This window comes from Streptomyces sp. NPDC050121, assembly GCF_044460385.1.
GTDB lineage: Bacteria > Actinomycetota > Actinomycetes > Streptomycetales > Streptomycetaceae > Streptomyces > Streptomyces soliscabiei.
On record NZ_JBITJV010000012.1, the window covers coordinates 94,219 to 110,961 of the forward strand.

The 16,743-nt window shown below is 72.0% G+C and carries 16 protein-coding genes and 1 pseudogene; 11 read left to right on the plus strand and 6 right to left on the minus strand.

Features of this window, described 5'->3' with window-relative positions; all coding sequences use genetic code 11:
* Positions 1-83: 83 nt before the first annotated feature.
* From pgm to ACIBTS_RS19975, 3 genes and pseudogenes are all read left to right on the plus strand, one after another.
* Positions 84-1,724, plus strand: coding sequence for a phosphoglucomutase (alpha-D-glucose-1,6-bisphosphate-dependent) (gene pgm, locus ACIBTS_RS19965; protein WP_399320900.1), 1,641 nt, complete (start codon positions 84-86; stop codon positions 1,722-1,724).
* 205 nt (positions 1,725-1,929) lie between these two features.
* Positions 1,930-2,457, plus strand: a pseudogene (locus ACIBTS_RS19970) (HAD-IC family P-type ATPase); the annotation flags it as partial.
* Between the two features lie 238 nt (positions 2,458-2,695).
* Positions 2,696-3,811 (plus strand): substrate-binding domain-containing protein, encoded by a 1,116-nt coding sequence (locus ACIBTS_RS19975; protein ID WP_399320901.1) that lies wholly within the window; start codon positions 2,696-2,698, stop codon positions 3,809-3,811.
* On the opposite strand, the gene ACIBTS_RS19980 is transcribed toward ACIBTS_RS19975, so the two are convergent.
* On the minus strand, positions 3,768-4,247 hold the full coding sequence (locus tag ACIBTS_RS19980) for a MarR family winged helix-turn-helix transcriptional regulator (protein WP_399320902.1): 480 nt from the start codon (positions 4,245-4,247) through the stop codon (positions 3,768-3,770). The two genes, ACIBTS_RS19975 and ACIBTS_RS19980, sit on opposite strands and share 44 nt — an antisense overlap.
* Positions 4,248-4,467: 220 nt before the next feature.
* On the opposite strand from ACIBTS_RS19980, the gene urtA reads away from it, so the two are divergent.
* The 5 genes from urtA (at position 4,468) to urtE (ending at position 9,347) form a co-directional block, all read left to right on the plus strand.
* On the plus strand, positions 4,468-5,724 hold the full coding sequence (urtA, locus tag ACIBTS_RS19985; RefSeq protein WP_399320904.1) for an urea ABC transporter substrate-binding protein: 1,257 nt from the start codon (positions 4,468-4,470) through the stop codon (positions 5,722-5,724).
* Between the two features lie 113 nt (positions 5,725-5,837).
* Positions 5,838-6,725 carry an urea ABC transporter permease subunit UrtB gene (gene urtB, locus ACIBTS_RS19990; RefSeq protein ID WP_399320905.1) on the plus strand — a complete coding sequence of 296 codons (888 nt, stop codon included), beginning with the start codon at positions 5,838-5,840 and terminating at the stop codon, positions 6,723-6,725.
* Complete coding sequence (gene urtC / locus ACIBTS_RS19995) at positions 6,722-7,867, plus strand: urea ABC transporter permease subunit UrtC (protein ID WP_399320907.1); 1,146 nt, start codon at positions 6,722-6,724, stop codon at positions 7,865-7,867. The genes urtB and urtC overlap by 4 nt, the downstream gene beginning before the upstream one ends.
* On the plus strand, positions 7,864-8,649 hold the full coding sequence (gene urtD, locus ACIBTS_RS20000) for an urea ABC transporter ATP-binding protein UrtD (protein ID WP_399320909.1): 786 nt from the start codon (positions 7,864-7,866) through the stop codon (positions 8,647-8,649). The genes urtC and urtD overlap by 4 nt, the downstream gene beginning before the upstream one ends.
* A gap of 5 nt (positions 8,650-8,654) precedes the next feature.
* Complete coding sequence (gene urtE, locus ACIBTS_RS20005; RefSeq protein WP_399321088.1) at positions 8,655-9,347, plus strand: urea ABC transporter ATP-binding subunit UrtE; 693 nt, start codon at positions 8,655-8,657, stop codon at positions 9,345-9,347.
* 49 nt (positions 9,348-9,396) lie between these two features.
* On the opposite strand, the gene ACIBTS_RS20010 is transcribed toward urtE, so the two are convergent.
* Positions 9,397-10,575 carry an FAD-dependent monooxygenase gene (locus ACIBTS_RS20010; RefSeq protein ID WP_399320911.1) on the minus strand — a complete coding sequence of 393 codons (1,179 nt, stop codon included), beginning with the start codon at positions 10,573-10,575 and terminating at the stop codon, positions 9,397-9,399.
* Between the two features lie 222 nt (positions 10,576-10,797).
* Here ACIBTS_RS20010 and ACIBTS_RS20015 point away from each other — a divergent pair, with 222 nt between their 5' ends.
* The 3 genes from ACIBTS_RS20015 (at position 10,798) to ACIBTS_RS20025 (ending at position 13,590) form a co-directional block, all read left to right on the plus strand.
* Positions 10,798-11,646, plus strand: coding sequence for a PP2C family protein-serine/threonine phosphatase (locus ACIBTS_RS20015; RefSeq protein ID WP_399320913.1), 849 nt, complete (start codon positions 10,798-10,800; stop codon positions 11,644-11,646).
* A 50-nt stretch (positions 11,647-11,696) separates the two neighbouring features.
* Entirely contained in the window at positions 11,697-12,686 is a 990-nt protein-coding gene (locus tag ACIBTS_RS20020) for an MASE1 domain-containing protein (RefSeq protein ID WP_399320915.1), read from the plus strand.
* Positions 12,687-12,780: 94 nt separating this feature from the next.
* Positions 12,781-13,590, plus strand: a complete 810-nt coding sequence (locus ACIBTS_RS20025; RefSeq protein ID WP_399320916.1) for a TetR/AcrR family transcriptional regulator — start codon at positions 12,781-12,783, stop codon at positions 13,588-13,590.
* Here the strand turns inward: ACIBTS_RS20025 and ACIBTS_RS20030 are convergent.
* The 4 genes from ACIBTS_RS20030 to ACIBTS_RS20045 all read right to left on the minus strand — a co-directional run bounded on the left by ACIBTS_RS20030 (position 13,584) and on the right by ACIBTS_RS20045 (position 16,705).
* Positions 13,584-14,156, minus strand: a complete 573-nt coding sequence (locus ACIBTS_RS20030; RefSeq protein ID WP_399320918.1) for a hypothetical protein — start codon at positions 14,154-14,156, stop codon at positions 13,584-13,586. The two genes, ACIBTS_RS20025 and ACIBTS_RS20030, sit on opposite strands and share 7 nt — an antisense overlap.
* A 406-nt stretch (positions 14,157-14,562) precedes the next feature.
* The gene (locus ACIBTS_RS20035) at positions 14,563-15,543 is read right to left on the minus strand and encodes a phosphotransferase enzyme family protein (protein ID WP_399320920.1); all 981 of its coding nucleotides are present in this window, start codon (positions 15,541-15,543) and stop codon (positions 14,563-14,565) included.
* Between the two features lie 41 nt (positions 15,544-15,584).
* A complete protein-coding gene (locus ACIBTS_RS20040; RefSeq protein WP_319676928.1) occupies positions 15,585-16,391 on the minus strand; it encodes an SAM-dependent methyltransferase in 807 nt (268 codons plus the stop codon).
* Positions 16,392-16,486: 95 nt separating this feature from the next.
* Entirely contained in the window at positions 16,487-16,705 is a 219-nt protein-coding gene (locus ACIBTS_RS20045; protein WP_319676931.1) for a DUF397 domain-containing protein, read from the minus strand.
* Positions 16,706-16,743: the final 38 nt, after the last annotated feature.

Sequence of the window (16,743 nt, forward strand, 5' to 3'; positions counted from 1 at the left end):
CGTCCCGTACTCGCGGACAGTCGCTCCCACAAGGGAAGATGGGACCGCAGGTCCATGGTCAACCGATGTGGAGGAGCGGGCACATGCAGCACGAGCGAGCGGGCCGGACGGCCGGCCCCGAGGATCTCGTCGACGTCGCCCGGCTGGTCACCGCGTACTACGCGCTGCACCCCGACCCGGCCGACCCGGGACAGCGCGTGGCGTTCGGCACCTCCGGACACCGGGGATCGTCGCTGAACACGGCGTTCAACGAGGACCACATCGCCGCGACCAGCCAGGCCATCTGCGAGTACCGCGCCGCCCAGGGCACCGACGGCCCCCTCTTCCTCGGCGCCGACAGTCACGCCCTGTCCGAGCCCGCCAGGGTCACCGCCCTGGAGGTGTTCGCCGCCAACGCAGTGACGGTGCTCGTCGACAGCGCCGACGGCTACACGCCCACGCCCGCCGTCTCCCACGCGATCCTCACCCACAACCGGGGCCGCACCGCCGCCCTCGCCGACGGCGTGGTCGTCACGCCGTCGCACAATCCGCCGGCCGACGGCGGCTTCAAGTACAACCCGCCGAGCGGGGGACCGGCGGGGTCGGACGCCACGTCCTGGATCCAGGACCGGGCCAACGAGATCATCGCGGCCGGCCTGAAGGACGTCCGGCGCGTCCCCTACACCCAGGCCCTCGCCGCGCCCACGACCCACCGCTACGACTTCCTCGGCACGTATGTCGCCGACCTGCCGAGCGTCCTCGATCTGGACGCGATCCGCGCCGCCGGCGTCCGGATCGGCGCCGACCCGCTGGGCGGGGCGTCGGTCGCCTACTGGGGCCGGATCGCCGAACAGCACCGCCTCGACCTCACGGTGGTCAACCCGCTCACCGACCCCACCTGGCGTTTCATGACGCTCGACTGGGACGGCAAGATCCGCATGGACTGCTCGTCGCCGTACGCGATGGCCTCGCTCATCGAGCGGCGCGACCGGTTCGACATCGCCACGGGCAACGACGCCGACGCCGACCGGCACGGCATCGTCACCCCGGACGCGGGCCTGATGAACCCCAACCACTACCTGGCCGCCGCCATCGCCTACCTCTACGCGCACCGCGAGCAGTGGCCGGCCGACGCGGGCATCGGCAAGACGCTGGTGTCGTCGTCGATGATCGACCGGGTCGCCGCCGACCTCGGGCGGCGGCTGGTCGAGGTGCCCGTCGGATTCAAGTGGTTCGTGGACGGTCTGGTCGACGGATCGCTCGGCTTCGGCGGCGAGGAGTCGGCCGGCGCGTCCTTCCTGCGCCGCGACGGCTCCGTCTGGACCACCGACAAGGACGGCGTCATCCTGGCGCTGCTCGCCTCCGAGATCACGGCCGTCACCGGGAAGACGCCCTCCGAGCACTACGCCGGGCTGACGGACCGTTTCGGCGCGCCCGCCTACGCCCGCATCGACGCGCCGGCCACGCGGGAGGAGAAGGCGCTGCTCGCCAAGCTCTCGCCCGCGCAGGTCACCGCCGACACCCTGGCCGGGGAGGCGGTCACGGGCGTGCTCACCGAGGCCCCGGGCAACGGCGCGGCCGTCGGCGGCATCAAGGTGACCACCGCCAACGCCTGGTTCGCGGCCCGCCCGTCGGGCACCGAGGACGTCTACAAGATCTACGCCGAGTCCTTCCTCGGCCCGGACCACCTCAGCCGGGTCCAGGACGAGGCCAAGGACGTGGTCGACGCGGCCCTCGCCGGCTGAGGGGCGGTCCGCCGGGTCGCGACGCAGGGACTCAGGAGCCTCACGTGACGCGGGCCGCACGTCGGCCACGGAACTCGGCTCCCGGCCGGTTCGACTACTGAACCGGTGCGGCGCGATTCCGGCGACGCCGTACGACGTGACCTGGAGACACGGTTGATGGACGAGTCCCGGCAAGCCTCCCTGCCCGGTACGGGCGCGGCCTTGCAGAAGGCGGGCCTGCCGCCCGCGCTCTGCGGGCGGCGACCGTGAGGCGCCCGCTCTGGCCGTCGCGCAGGCGCTCGGCATCGAGGAGGTGCACGCCCGCCGCAGCCCCGAGGACAAGGCCGACCTCGTACGGGAGTTGAGGGAGGAGGGCTACCGGGTCGCGGTCGTCGGCGACGGGGTGAACGATACGGCCGCGCTGGCCGGAGCCGACCTCGGCATCGCCATGGGCAGTGGCACGGACGTGGCCATCGGCGCGGCCGACGTGACCCTCGTCCGCGGTGACATCGAGGCTCTCGCGGACGCGGTCCGGCTCGCCCGGCGCACGCTGGGCACGATCCGCGCCAACCTGGTGTGGGCCTTCGGCTACAACATCGTCACCGTCCCCCTGGCCATGGTGGCTCTGCTCAACCCGATGCTCGCCGCGGCGGCCATGTCGGCCAGCTCGGTGCTGGTGGTCGCCAACAGCCGGCGGCTGTGCGCCTGGCAGCCCTCGGTGTCGCCCACGCCCGGGCGGAGGCACACGCGATGACCGAACGCGCTCTCCCGCGGGCCTCCCGCCGCCGGCTCACCGACACCCTGCTCGCCGCGCTCGCCCCCGTCGCCGCCTGCGCCCTCGCCCTCGGCGCGCTGAGCACCTGGACCGCCTACGGTCGTCGCGCCCGCCGGCCGGGTTCCCGAAGAAGCGGCCGGTCGCCGTATCTCTACGAATCGGTCTCGATCCGGGCGGCTGCTTGGGGGCCGCAACCGGGGCGGCAATCATGGGGGCCATGCACCGGCCCGTCCGCCTCCGCGCCCCCGAGTGGGTCACGGTCGACGACTCGACTCTGAACGTCGCGCTCGTGTACCCGATGCAGGGGCCCGCCGGCGTGTTCGGCCCCACCTGCGAGACCTGCGCCCGGCTGGCCGCCGAGGAGGTCAACAAGGCGGGCGGGGTGCTGGGCAGGGAGCTGCGGCTCCTGGAGGTCGACGGGGGCGCAGAGCCTTGGCAGGTCGCGCGGGACGTGGAGGCCCTGGTGGCCACGGGCGTGGTGCAGGGGGTCACGGGCTGGCACATCTCCTCGGTGCGGCAGGCGATGGCCCCACGGATCGCCCACCGCGTGCCCTACGTCTACACCGCCCTGTACGAGGGCGGCGAACGCACCGACGGCGTCTACCTGACCAGCGAGACCCCCGCCGGGCAGCTGCTGCCCGCGATGCGGCTGCTCACGGAGGCCCGGGGCGTGCGCCGCTGGTTCGTCGTCGGCAACGACTACGTCTGGCCCCGGCGCACCGCCCGGGCCGCCCGCCGCTACGCACGCGACTCCCGGGGCCGGGTCTGCGGCGAGGCGTACCTCCCGCTCGACGCCGACGACTTCCATGACGTGCTGCGCCGGATCGAGCGGACCGACGCCGACGCCGTCCTGATGCTGCTGGTCGGCAGCGACGCGGTCCGTTTCAACCGGGCCTTCGCCGCGGCCGGACTCGACCAGCGTTGTCTGAGGCTGAGCACGCTGATGGACGAGAACATGCTGCTGGGCAGCGGCGCCGAGGCCACCGCCGACCTCTACAGCACGGCCGGGTTCTTCGCCTCGCTGGCCGACCGCAACACCCTGGACTTCCACGGGCAGTACGCCGACCGCTACGGCGTGACGGCCCCGACCCCGGGCAGCCTCGGCGAGTCCTGCTACGAGGGTGTGCTGCTGCTCGCGGCGCTCATCGAACGGGCCCGCACGCTGGACGTGTCCGCCATCGGCGCCGCCGCCGGCACCGTCTCCTACGAGGGTCCGCGGGGCCTGCTGAGCCTGGACGGCCGGCATGTGCGCCAGCGCATCTACCTGGCGCAGGCGGACGGACTCGACTTCAACGTCCTCGCCCAACTGCGCGCTCCGCACGAGTTGTCGTGACGTCCCGGCCGTCCTCCAGGACCCCGGCCAGCCGGTCCAGCAGGCCCTCCAGCCGTTCGCCCCGCTCGTCGTCCACGAGCAGCGGCTCCAACTCCGCCCAGTCCGCTTGCACTTCGCGCACCAGCTGCTCCCGGCGCCGGGCGCCCCGAGGGGTGAGGTAGGCCAGCACGCGGCGGCGGTCGGCCGGATCGACTCTGCGGAACACCAGGTTCTGGTCGACGAGTTGGTCGACCAGCTTGGTGGCGCTCGGGGCCGGCAGGAAGGCATGGTCGGCGACGGCCGTCATGTGGTGTCCCTGGCCGTCCGAGAGCAGGTCGAGGACCCGCCACGCCTCCACCGAGCAGTCGAACTCGTCCAGTACGGACTGGACCCGGCGCACGGCGAGGCGCTCGGCGCGGGTCAGCAGCCGGAGCAGTTCCTGGGGCCGGCTCGCCATCGCACTCCTCCGCTCGAAGTCCTGTTTCCCGGTGCGGGGTTGGCGGGAGGGAGCCTACCGCAAAAGTCCTTTTCCCCAGGAAGTATCAATGCTCGCTTCATTACTTCCAGCAGAAACTATTCTTCAATTGCGTGGAAACGCCGGGGTAACACTCTCCTCGCAGGCTGAGCGCGCTTCATCCGTTCCTCTCGCACCGCCCTTCGGGCCATGGAGGTTTCGTATGTCCGGGTTCAGCATCAGCAGAAGAGGCCTGTTGGCCGGCATCTCGGCCGTCGGCGCCTCCGCCGCGCTCAGCGCCTGTGGCGCCAAGACCGGTGACGCCTCCTCCACGGACGCGGCCGGCGCCTCCGCCGACACCTCCGGCAGCACGGTCAAGGTGGGGCTGCTGAACTCGCTGTCGGGCACGATGGCCATCAGCGAAGTCACCGTCCACAACGCCCTGTTGCTCGCCATCAAGGAGATCAACGCGGCCGGCGGCGTGCTCGGCAAGAAGCTCAAGGCCGTCAGCCAGGACGGGGCCTCCGACTGGCCCACCTTCGCGGAGAAGGCCGAAGCCCTGATCAAGGACGACAAGGTCGCCGCCACCTTCGGCTGCTGGACCTCGGCCAGCCGCAAGGCCGTGAAGCCGGTCTTCGAACGGTACAGATCGCTGCTCTTCTACCCCGTGCAGTACGAGGGCCTGGAGCAGTCGCCGTACATCTTCTACATCGGCGCCACCACCAACCAGCAGATCGTCCCGGCTCTCGACTACCTCAAGAAGCAGGGCCTGACCAAGCTCTACCTCGTCGGCAGCGACTACGTCTTCCCGCGCACCGCCAACAAGATCATCAAGGCGTATGCGAAGGCCAAGGGCATGACGGTGGTCGGCGAGGACTACGCGCCGCTCGGCTCCACCGAGTTCGGCACCATCGTCAACAAGGTCAAGGGCTCCGGCGCGGACGCCGTGTTCAACACCCTCAACGGCGACAGCAACGTGGCCTTCTTCAAGGAGTACAAGTCCTCCGGGCTCACCGCGAAGAGCATGCCGGTGCTGTCGGTGTCCATCGCCGAGGAGGAGGTGAAGAGCATCGGCACCCAGTACCTCCAGGACCAGCTGACCGCGTGGAACTACTACGAGACCACGCCCGGCGCGGCCAACACCAAGTTCGTGGCGGCCTACCAGGCCGAGTACGGCAAGGACAAGCCGACCAGCGACCCGATGGAGGCCGCCTACATCTCCGTGTATCTGTGGAAGGCGATGGTCGAGAAGGCGGGTTCGTTCGACGTCGCCAAGGTGAAGGCGGCCTCGGCCGGCATCACCTTCGACGCCCCCGAGGGCAAGGTCACCGTCGACGGAGCCACCCAGCACGTGTACAAGACGGCCAGGATCGGCAAGGTCGGCGCCGACGGCCTGATCACCGAGGTCTGGAACTCGGGCGGCCCGATCAAGCCGGACCCCTACCTCAAGGGCTACGACTGGGCCTCCGGCCTGTCCTGATCCCCGGCCCCTCCCCGGCGGGACCCGGCCCCCGTCACCGGGCCGGTCCCGTCACCGGGCCGGGTCCCGCCCCTGGCAAGCCCGCACTCCCGTCCCCGACCAGGAGCCGCTTCATGACGGTCATCCTCAACCAGTCCTTCACCGGCATCAGCATCGGCGCCGTCCTCCTGCTCATCGCGCTCGGCCTGACCCTGACCTTCGGTCAGATGGGCGTGATCAACATGGCGCACGGCGAGTTCATCATGGCCGGCGCCTACACCACGTACGTCCTGCAGAAGTCCGTCAGCGACGCGGGCGTCTCCCTGCTCGTCGCCCTGCCACTGGCCTTCCTCGTCGCCGGGGCCATGGGCGCGCTGCTGGAGTGGCTGCTCATCCGGCGCCTGTACACCCGACCGCTGGACACCCTGCTGGTCACCTGGGGTGTCTCCCTGATGCTCCAGCAGCTCGCCAGGGACGTCTTCGGCGCGCCCAACGTCCAGACCCGCGCCCCCGACCTGCTCACCGGCAACATCTCCCTGGGCGGCGGCATCACCTTCGCCAACAGCCGGCTGTTCATCCTCGGCCTCGCCCTGCTCTGCGTCCTCGCCCTCACGCTCATCCTGCGGCTCACGCCGCTCGGCCGCCGTATCCGGGCCGTCGTGCAGAACCGCGACCTCGCCGAGGTGTCCGGCATCGCCACCGGACGGGTGGACCGCACGACCTTCTTCATCGGCTCGGGCCTCGCGGGCGTGGCCGGCGTCGCGCTCACCCTCGTCGGGCCGATCGGCCCGACCATGGGCACCAACTACATCGTCGACGCCTTCCTGGTCGTCGTCGTGGGCGGCATCGGGCAGCTCAAGGGCAGTGTGATCACCGCCTTCGCGCTCGGCGTGCTCCAGTCGGTCCTCGAGTACTCGACGACGGTCAGCGTCGCGAAGGTCATGGTGCTCGTGGCGATCGTCGCCTTCCTCCAGTGGCGACCCCAGGGCCTGTACACACTGCGCACCCGGAGCCTGGCATGACGACGACCCCCACCGTGACCCCCTCGACGGTCACCACGGTGACCCCCGCGCCCCTGCTGGAGCGCCTCCGCGTCCCCGGCGCCTTCGCCCTCGGCGCCGTACTCCTCCTCGGCGTCGCCCCGCTCGCCCTCTCCGACTTCCGCCTCTCCCTCCTCGCGAAATACCTGTGCTACGCGATCGTGGCCGTCGGCGTCAGCCTCGCCTGGGGTCGGGGCGGACTCATGGTGCTCGGCCAGGGCGTCTTCTTCGGCATCGGCGGCTACGCCATGGCCATGCACCTCAAGCTCGCCGACGCCGCCGCGACCGGCGAGACGCTGCCCGACTTCATGCAGCTGTACGGCACCGGCGACGCCCTGCCCTGGTGGTGGAAGCCCTTCGCGAACCCGGCCTTCGCGCTCGCCATGACCGTCCTGCTGCCCATGGCGGTCGCCGCGCTGCTCGGCTTCTTCGTCTTCCAACGCCGGGTCAGGGGCGCCTACTTCGCGATCCTCAGCCAGGCCCTCGCCGCCGCCCTGTCCATCTGGCTGATCGGCCAGCAGGCCACCACCGGCGGCACGAACGGCCTCACCGACATCCAGGGCTTCTTCGGCTACTCGCTGGACGACCCGGTCAACCAGCGGATGGTGTACTTCGTCATCGCCGCCGTCCTGCTCCTGCTGGTGGCCGCCGCCCGCCAGTTGTTCGTCAGCCGCTACGGCGAACTCCTCGTCGCCGTACGGGACTCCGAGGAGCGGGTGCGTTTCCTCGGCTACAACCCGGCGGTCGTCAAGCTCGTCGCGTATGTCCTCGCGGCCGGGATGGCGGGCCTGTCCGGAGCCCTGTTCGTGCCCGCCGTCGGGATCATCTCCCCGGCGCTGATCGGGATCGTGCCGTCCATCGGGTTCGTCATCGGCGCGGCGGTCGGCGGGCGGGCCTCGCTGGTGGGGGCGGTGCTCGGCGCGATCACCGTGGCCTGGGCGCAGAGCACGCTCTCCGACGCCTTTCCCGCCGCCTGGACCTACCTCCAGGGCCTGCTGTTCGTCCTGGCGGTCGGCTTCCTGCCCGGCGGCCTCGCCTCCCTCGGCGTGGTCCTGCGACGCCGCCGTACCCGTGCCCGTACCGGCATGCGTACCGGCATTCCTGCGACTGGAGAGACGGCATGAGCGGCGAGGGACTGACCGTCCGCGATCTACGGGTGACGTTCGACGGGTTCACCGCCGTCGACGGCGTCGACCTGGACATCCGCCCCGGCGACCTGCGTTTCCTCATCGGTCCGAACGGCGCGGGCAAGACCACCCTCGTCGACGCGGTGACGGGCCTGGTGAAGGCGGCCGGCTCGGTCCGCTTCGGCGACCAGGAGCTGCTGGGCAGGCCCGTGCAGAAGATCGCCCGGCTGGGGATCGGCCGCACCTTCCAGACCGCCACGGTCTTCGAGGAGCTGACCGTCCTGCAGAACCTGGACATCGCCGCCGGCGCGGGCCGCGGCGTGTGGACCATGCTGCGGCGCCGCAAGGACGTTCCCGAGCCGGTCGACAGGGCCCTGGAGACCATCGGCCTGACCGGGCTGCGCGACCGCCCCGCCGGGGTGCTGGCCCACGGGCAGAAACAGTGGCTGGAGATCGGGATGCTGCTGGTCCAGGACGTACGGCTGCTGCTGCTCGACGAGCCAGTCGCCGGCATGAGCCACGACGAACGCGAGGCCACCGGCGCGCTGCTGCAGCGGGTGAGCGAGGACCACACGGTCGTCGTCATCGAGCACGACATGGACTTCATGCGCTCCTTCGCCCGCAGCGTCAGCGTCCTGCACGCCGGCACGGTCCTCAGCGAGGGTTCCGTCGCCGAGGTCCAGGCCGACGCCAGGGTCCAGGAGGTCTACCTCGGACGCGTCTGCGAGCCCGCGCCGGAACCGGCCGCCGCTTCCGTACCCGTCGCCGAGGAGGCATGACGCCCATGCTGGAGATCAACGACATCCGGGCGGGCTACGACCGCACCACCGTCCTGCACGGAGTGACCGTGGCGGTGCCGAGGGACGGTGTCGCGGCCGTCCTCGGCCACAACGGCGCCGGCAAGAGCACCCTGCTGCGCGCCGCCATGGGCCTGATCAGACCGACCGGCGGGACCGTCCGGCTCGACGGCGAGGACATCACCCGCCTCGCCCCGCACCAGCGGGTCGCGCGCGGGATGGCGTACGTCCCGCAGGGCCAGCAGTCCTTCCCGCACCTGACCACCGCGGAGAACCTGCGACTCGTCGCCGACGGCCGGCCCGACGGGCGGGAGGCGATCGCCGAGGCCCTGGACCTGTTCCCCGTCCTGCGCGAGCTGTCCGGCCGCCGCGCCGGGCTGCTCTCCGGCGGGCAGCGCCAGCAACTCGCCGTCGCCCGGGCCCTGGTGACCCGGCCGCGGCTGCTCCTGCTCGACGAACCGACCGAGGGCATCCAGCCGTCCGTCGTCGCCGAGATCGAGGAGACGATCCTGGCCCTCGCCCGGCGCGGGGGACTCTCCGTCCTCCTCGTCGAACAGCACGTCGGGTTCGCCATGCGCGCCGCCCAGCACTACCACGTCCTGGAGGCGGGCCGGGTGACCTCCTCGGGCGAGGGCGGAACGGCCGCCGAGCAGAGGGTACGAGCGGCGCTCAGCGTGTGACACCGGCCGGCTGCCGGGGACCGCGCCGACAAGGTCGGTTCCGACGAGGTCAGTTGCCCCGGTCGGCGTCGGCCGCCCAGGTGGCCGCCAGCGGACCGAACTCGTTCTCGGCGGTCTGGGCCGCCATTCGGGCGTTGCGGGCCCGGGCCTCGGGGCCGTCCGGCAGATGGAAGTCCTCCCCGGCCCGCGCGGAACCGGCCTGCACGCCGGTGGCGGTCGTGAGCCGCCGCCGCACGTACCGGTCGAGCGCCTCGGGAACCTCGGCCGGCGTCGCATCCATGAGGGCGTCCCCGAGCACGGCCGCGTCCAGGATCGCCTGCGCCGCGCCCTGCGCCTGGAACGGCACCATCGCGTGGGCGCTGTCACCCAACAGGGTCACCCGCCCGACGTTCCACCGCGCGAGCGGGGCACGGCTGTAGATGCCGTGGCGGAACACCCGACCCGCCCGTTCGAGGACGCCGAGCACCCGGGGGTTCCAGCCGGCGAACGCGTGCAGTTGCTCCCCGGGTTCCGCCCGGGCCGTCCATGACTCCCGCGCCGCGGCCCGCGTCCCGAACACGGCGACGACGTTGAGCAGTTCCCCTCGGCGTACCCAGTAGTGGACGAAGTGCCGGCCCGGTCCGAGCCAGACCCCGGTGTCCGGCAGGCGCAGATCGGCCACCCGGTCGGCCGGGAGCAGCGCCCGGTAGGCGGCGGTGCGCGAGAAGACCGCCTCGTCGGCGCCGAAGAGCCACCGGCGGGCCGCGGACCGTATCCCGTCCGCGGCCACGACCAGGTCCGCGCGCAGCCGCTCTCCGCCCGCCGTGGTCACATACGCGCAGTCCTCGTCCTGGTCGATGCCCACGACCACGGTGTTCAGGCGCAGCGCCCCGGGTTCGGCCGGGAGCGCGGCGGCCAGGGCGTGGTGCAGGTCGGCCCGGTGGACCTGGAGATAGGGCGCCCCGAACGCGTCCTCAGCCGCGCGCCCGAGCGTCCAGCCGCAGATCTCGGCCCCGTCGGACCAGGTGCGGAAACTGAAGCGGGCGGGGCGGGCGGCCTGCCCGGCGACGGCGTCGAGGAGGCCAAGGCGGCGCAGCACGCGCGTGGCGTTGGGCGCGAGCTGGATCCCGGCGCCGACGTCGCCGAACCGGGAGGACTGTTCGACGAGCGTGACCTCGTGACCGGCGCGGCGCAGGCTCACCCCCGCGGCCAGCCCACCGATGCCCGCCCCCACGACGATCGCCCGCATGCCCCGCCCCCTTCGCCGTCCCGCCGGCATGGCGCAGACGCCGGTGACCGGACACCGCACCGCGTTTTCTCACGTCGATCCTGCACCAGGCGCCCGCACGCAGCAGCCACTGGGCGACCGCCCTCGCGCGTCCGGGCCGCTATCATCCTCTAAAGGTAAAATAAGTGCTTTGCCCGTTTGGGGCTACCCTTCCGACGAGTTGCCGTCCTGCCGGAGTGATCCATGTCCCGCAAGCGCCCCACGGACGACGGCGACGAGCTGCTGGCCAGACTCGGTTCGCTGACCGCCCAGGCGCGCGAGCGCGCGGAGCTGCAACGCTCCCGCGTCGAGCTGGCCCTCGCCCTCCAGCGCGGCATGCTGCCCAGGGACCTGCCCGTGGCCCCCGGCTACCGCCTGGCCGTGAAGTACGCCCCCGCCTGCCACGGCCTCAACGTGGGCGGTGACTGGTACGACGCCTTCACGATGCCGGACGGACGCATCGGCCTGTCCATCGGCGACGTCCAGGGCCACAACATAGAAGCGACCGCGTTCATGGGGCAGGTCCGGGTCGGCCTGCGCGCCCTCGCCTCCGTCACCGGCGAACCCGGCGAGCTCCTGGCCCGGACCAACGACCTGCTCCTCTCCCTGGGCAGCGAGCTCTTCGCCACCTGCACCTTCATGCGGCTCGACCCCGCCACCGGGGTCCTGGAGAGCGCCAGGGCCGGGCACATCCCGTGCGTGTGGGCCACGGCGGACGGCAAGTCCGGCGTCGCCGAGGACGAGGGCGGACCGCCCCTCGGGGTCCAGGAAGGCATGGACTACCCCGTCACCCGGTACCGGCTCACCAAGGGCGGAGTGTTCGTTCTGCTCACGGACGGTGTGGTGGAGGGGCCGACGCTGAGCGTCGAGGAGGGCCTGGACCAGGTCGTACGGCTCGCGGGCGGCGCAGCCGTCGCGGGCATGTCGGCGGGCTCGCTCGCCGCCGCGGTGATCAATGGCGCCGACCGTGTGGGGCACGAGGACGACGCCGCCGTGCTGGTCGTCGGACACGACGGGCTGGTGGGTCCGCAGGTCCCGCGGGTTCAGCCATAGGGCCGGACCTCGCCCCACTCGCCTCGCCGACAGTGCCGCACCGGTGTCTGATGGCTGCTGTGGTGGGTACCTCGGATCTGCGCCGATCAGCCGTCTTCGCCATCGAGACGCTGGCCGTCGCCCTCAGCTACTACGCGGCGGGGCGGCTGGGGCTCATGCGGGAGCTCGTCGTCGAGGGCGCCGTCTTCACCCCCATCTGGCCGCCCACGGGCGTGGCCGTGGCCTGTCTGCTGATCTTCGGGCTCCGCGCCTGGGCCGGCATCGCCTTCGGCGCCCTGCTCGTCATCATGTCCCTGACCTCGCTGCACCCCACCGTGATCGGCACCTTGGTGGGCAACACCGCCGCCCCCGTCTGCGCGTACCTCATGCTCCGCAAGGTGGGTTTCCGCAACGACCTCGCCCGGTTACGCGACGGCCTCGCACTGGTGTTCCTGGGCGCCCTCACCGCGATGCTGCTCAGCTCGACCGTCGGCGTCGGTCTGCTGGTCCTCACCGACAGGCTCGACGCGCGCAGCTTCTGGCCCGTCTGGTCGGCCTGGTGGGTCGGCGACACGATGGGCGTACTGATCGTCACCCCGGTCCTGCTCGTGCTGCACCAGGTGCGCAGGCCCCTGCGCCTGTCCCGTTGGAAAGAGGCCTCGGGCATGGCCCTGATCGCCTGCGTCCTCGTCCCGCTGGCCACGCAGAGCCCCGTCAGCCTGCTGTTCCTCGTCTACCCGCTGCTGATCTGGGCGGCCCTGCGCTTCCAACTCGCCGGCAGCATGCTGTGCGCCCTCTTCACCTCGGTCATGGCCACGGTCGCCGCGACGGACGCGGGCGGCCCCTTCGAACACCTGACCCGCGTCGAAGTGATGATCAAGCTCCAGGCCTTCAACGGGACGATGGCCCTCACCGCCCTCCTGCTCTCCGCGGTGATCACCGAGCAGCACAACACCAGACGCTCCGTGGAGCGCGCCTGCCAGGAACTGGTCGAGGTCCTGGAACACCTCACCGCAGGAGACGCCCCGCCCGGCCGGCCCACGAAGGACGCCGAGGACTGAACGACGGCGCCCGGCCCCTCCCGGAACCCGTCAACCGGGCCGTCCGCCGGCACCGCCTGTGTCACGCCGGCGCGCGAGCCTACGGCCGACGGCCGTGCCGACCGCATCGTCGCCCCGTCCCGCGACGGCGCCGGGCCGACCATCACCTTCGGCGTCGGTTCCGCACACGAAGCGACCGTCGGCGTACGCGCGCGCCGCCGTCGCGGGCTTCGACGGCGACGGATGGACCGACCTCGTCATCGTCGCCGGGGAACGACAGGCGGGCGACGACCCGATCCCGCCGAAGGTCTCCGAGTCGACAGGATCCCCGCGCAGACGTCGCCAAGGGGCCGAGTTGGAGGCCGCACTCCTGGAGGCGGTCTGGGACGAGCTGGTCGCGGTCGGCTACGAGAAGCCGACGTACGAGGCGGTGGCCGACCGGGCCGGCACCAGTCGGCCGGTGCTCTACCGCCGCCGGCCGTCGAAGCGGGAGCTGGTCCTGGCCGCGCTGGCCCGTCAGGCGCCTCCCCTGCCGGACGGGCCGCCCGACACCGGCGACCTGCGCGGCGACGTCCTGGCCCTGCTGCGTCTCGTCGTCGCAGGCACGCGGGAACTCGCCCCTGTGCGCGAGGTGCTCGCCGCGGAGGAGGGGCGGACGGCGGAGCTGTCCGCCTGTGCGGCGGCACGCAACCAGGGGCCGGGCCACGACTGGATGCGGACGATGCTGGAGCGGGCGGCCCGGCGCGGCGAGATCGACGCCGTCGAGTCCCTGCCCGACCGGCTGGTCACATTGCCGGTGGTGCTGGTCGTCCACGATCTCTTCATGGCCCGCCGCACGCCCGCGGACGACGAACCGGAAGAGATCGTGGACCGGTTGTTCCTCCCGCTGGTCCGCCACGGGAGGGGCCGCCCGACCGGTCAGTGACCCCCCGAGGGGCGGTCGCAGCCGGTGTGGTCGGGGTAGCCGTCGAAGGCGTCCGCCTCGGTGCTCGCGCGGTTCATGGTGCCTTCCAGGCACATCGGTTGGCCGTCGATGAGGAAGCTCACCCCGGTGGGGCCGTTCTGGTACGCCTGTACGCTCCCGGCGGAGTAGCCGAGGCCGGTCAGCGCGCCGCGCGTGCTGTCCGGGGCGAAGTCGCCGCGCTCCCGCAGCGGTTCGAGGGCGGCTTCGATCCGCCGGGCCGCCGCGAGCCCGTCGCAGCGCTGCCGGCCGTGCAGGGGGATGGGGACCATGAAGCCGTGGTTCTCGGCGTAGTGGTCGCCGGGCTCCGCGGCCGGGGCGGACGGCTCCGCCGAGGGCGTCGGGCTGGGACTCTCGCCGGGACACGGGAAATCCACCGGCGCGCTCGGCGTCCGGGCCGTGGCCCGCGCGGACGCGTCGGCGTTGGCGTCGTCCCCGGCCCGATCGGTTCCGCACCCCGCGGCGACCAGCGCCAGTACGGCCAACAGCGGCATACCGAGCCGGACTTGGGTCCGTCTGCTCTTCTTCATGTACTGATCCTCGCGCCCGTCGCGGCGGACGGCATGAGTATCCCTACTCATGGGACTGAACGGCCACACACCCGGCGCACGGCTCAGACCCGGATGAGCACCGGTACCCATTCCCGGCCGCCGGACCCCCGGAGAACGTGGAGCCGCCGCCTCCCCGCCGTTCCACGACGGCGGAAAGACAGCTCTCGGCCCCGACCGGCGAAGGACCGATCGCCCACGAGGTAGGCGAGGCGGACCTGCGCGCCTGTATCGGGGCCTCGACCTGCTGCCGGGGGCCGTCGAGACCGTCATCGGCACCGACAGCACCCTGGCGCAGACCGTCGACCGCATCGTGCGCGAGACGGACCTGGACCGCCTTCCCGCTCGGGAGTAACACGGGAAGACGGCCGGCGGGCGGCCTCACTCCTCACTCCTCGGCCTCGAGCACCTCCGCCAACCGCGAGACGGCCCTCAGGTCCGGCACAGCGTCCAGCGACGCGACGACCTGTTCGCTCGCGAACGCGCGCTGTGCCGCCGTCACGGCCGGATCGACGGCCTGCTCGGCCTGGACGCGAACGTAGTTCAGGGCCGTCGCGAAGAGCATCGAGAACGAGTCCAGGCCCTTGACGACCGGACCCCCTCCGGCATCCCGGTACGCCCGCATCAGCCGCCGGGCGGAGCCGGCGTCGAACCGGTTCCGGCCCGACCACACGTACACGGCCTGTGCGAGCTCTCGCCCCGCCGATGTCGGTCCGGCGTTGTCCCAGTCGAGGAGAACCGGTCCGGACCGGCCGACCAGCACGTTCTGGGGCTGCACATCGAGATGCGACGTCACCAGGTCTGCGGCGCCGGACGGAGTGACATGGGGCGCCAGTTCCACGGCCGACGTGGCGATGAACCGGCCCAGCGAGTCGGCCCACGGCAGGCCGGCGCGCCGGACCTCCTCGTGGAGCTTCGCCCAGTCGGCCTCCCCGGGACACTGTTCGTACCAGGAATCGGGCGCCTCCTCCGGGCCCGCTCCGGCCGTGTGCAGCAGGGCCAGGGTGCGGCCGCACCAGTTAAGGATCTCCGGATCGGACGCGTCCGCCCGACTCCCGTCGACCCACTCGTACAGCTTCACGGCGGACCCCTCGGGTGACGGGCCGAGCCATGAGACGTAGGCGCCGTCGCGGTTCGGCAGCAGCCGCGGCGAGGCGATTCCCCGCTGCTCCGAGGCGTTGCGCAGCGCGGCCTCCCGGAGCACCTGCCCTTCGTCACAGCCGAAGAGAAGCTCCTTCACCGCCCAGGAAGAACCCTTCCCGGACAGCTTCCAGATCTGCCCCAGCGCGCCACGGGTGACCCGGTCGACGGTCCACGGCCCCGCGCCGAGCGCATAGGCGTCCGCGATGCTGTCGGCCATGTTCTGCATGTATGTGCCTTTCCGGCCGTCGGCCACGTCAGGGGAGCTCTCTACGGCTTGATGCCGACCCCCGTCCAGAGGCTGACCTCGGCGTCCGTGGCCTCGACGGGGCCGTCCGGGCGCCAGCGGTGGCCGACCGAGACGCCGGGGTCGAGGAGCTCCAGGCCGTCGAAGAAGCGGGCGACGTCGTTCCGCGAGCGGAACTGCACCGGAGTGCCCGCGCCCGTGTAGATGTCGGTGACCTTCTGCCAGGTGCCCGGGTCGAAGTCGGGCGTGCAGTGGCTCAGGGCCAGCGCGCTGCCCGAGGGGAGCGCGGCCAGCAGCCTGCCGACGAGCCCGTACGGGTCCTGGGCGTCGGTGACGAAGTGCATGAGGGCGTTCAGCGACAGGGCCACTGGCCGGTCCAGGTCCAGCACCTCGGCGAGCGCGGGCGCGTTCAGCAGCGCGTCGGGGTCGTTGACGTCCGCCTCCAGATAGGTCGTGCGGCCCTCGGCGGTGCTGCGCATCAGGCGTTCGGCGTACTTCAGCACGAGCGGGTCGTTGTCGGCGTAGACCACCCGCGCCTCGGGGACCACCGACTGGGCGACCTGGTGCAGGTTCGGCTCGGTGGGAATGCCGGTGCCGATGTCCAGCCACTGGCGTATGCCGTGCTCCTGGGCGAGGACCCGGGTGGCCCGGTGCATGAAGGCGCGGTTCTCGCGGGCGCAGGTGAAGATGCCCGGGTAGGCCGCCGCGACGGTCTCGGCCGCCTGCTCGTCGACCTCGAAGTGGTCCTTGCCGCCGAGGTAGTAGTCGTACATCCGTGCGGAGTGCGGCCTGCTGGTGTCGATGTCCCGCGCGGCGTTCGAGGTGGTCATCCTGTGCCTTTCGGTGGGTCCGTGGGGGGTTGTCGGGCGGTCCCGGGGCCGTAGGTGGCCGGTTCCCGCCCGTCCGTGCTGGGGCGCGCCCGGTGTCAGCCGGCGGCGAGGTGGTCGGCGAGGCCCCGTTTGACGCCCGCGACGAACGCGGCGATCTCCTCGGGGGTGTAGATCAGCGCCGGACCGGCGGGATCGGTCGACTGCCGCATCGCCACGCGGCCGTCGGCGAGCTGTTTCGTCTGCACGCACTGTCCCCCGTTGGGGCCGCTCCACGGGGACTCCCAGCCCTGCTCGCCCAGGTCGGCCGCGGGCATCCCGTTGTAGACGTCGTGAACGTGGTGAGCGTGCGGAA